The 911-nt window shown below is 60.6% G+C and carries 1 protein-coding gene; it reads right to left on the reverse strand.

Annotated features, from left to right (window positions below; genetic code table 11):
* Nucleotides 1–833, reverse strand: an 833-nt coding sequence (locus QRQ56_RS39185; protein ID WP_438747118.1) for an IS110 family transposase, incomplete at its 3' end; no start/stop codon positions are given.
* Nucleotides 834–911: the final 78 nt, after the last annotated feature.

Consider the following 911-nt stretch of genomic DNA (forward strand, 5'->3'; position numbering starts at 1 on the left):
CTGAGATACTTGCTTCCGCGCTTGGAGATGCGTCCCAGAATAGATCGGCCACCCGTACTGTACTGACGTGGCACGAGCCCAAGCCAAGCACCAAAGTCTCGTCCGCGCTCGAATGCCTCACCAGTGCCAATGGCCGCCACGACGGCGGTCGAGATCAGCGGACCGATGCCGGGGACGCTCATGAGGCGCTGGCAGTTGGCTTCCTTCTCGCCGATCTGGTCGATCTCGCTGGCAAGGGTCTCGATCCGCTCATCGATATGTATCCAGTCTTCGTAGAGACCTACGATCAGATCGCGCATTCGCGGCGATATCTGGTCCTGCCGATTCTCCAGGATTGCCAGGAGCGAGTTCCGCAGAGCCGCCGCCCCAGTCCTGACCGCGATGCCTTGCTCGATCAGAAAGGCACGGATCTGATTGATGGTCGCCGTTCGCCGCGAGACCAGGCGGGAGCGAACCCGATGCAGAGCCTGGAGGTCGAGCTGGTCCTGTGTCTTCTCGCGTACCACGCGCAGGTTCGGCCGTAGGGCGGCCTCAGCAATAGCTTCGGCGTCGTTGTAGTCGTTCTTCTGTCCCTTCACGAACGGCTTCACATAGATCGCAGGGATGATCCTTGGCTGATGGCCAAGTTGGCGCAGCGCACGGCTGACAAAGTGCGCGCTGAGACAAGCCTCCATGCCGACGATACTGGGCGGCAGTAGTTTGAAGGCCTCAAGGAGCCCCAGTCTCTTGATCTTGCGACGGAAAGCGATCTTGCCGTCAGTGCCGAAACCGACGACGTGGAAGACTTCCTTGCCGATGTCGATGCCGATCGAGGCCAAAGGTTTGGTGGTCATGGGCTGCTTCTCCGGATGCTGCGCGGTAGTCTTTGCAGACTATCGCCGCGGGGGAAGCAGCCGGTCCATCCCATTAGC

The sequence above is a fragment of the Bradyrhizobium sp. U531 genome (genome assembly GCF_051710265.1).
Taxonomy (GTDB): domain Bacteria; phylum Pseudomonadota; class Alphaproteobacteria; order Rhizobiales; family Xanthobacteraceae; genus Bradyrhizobium.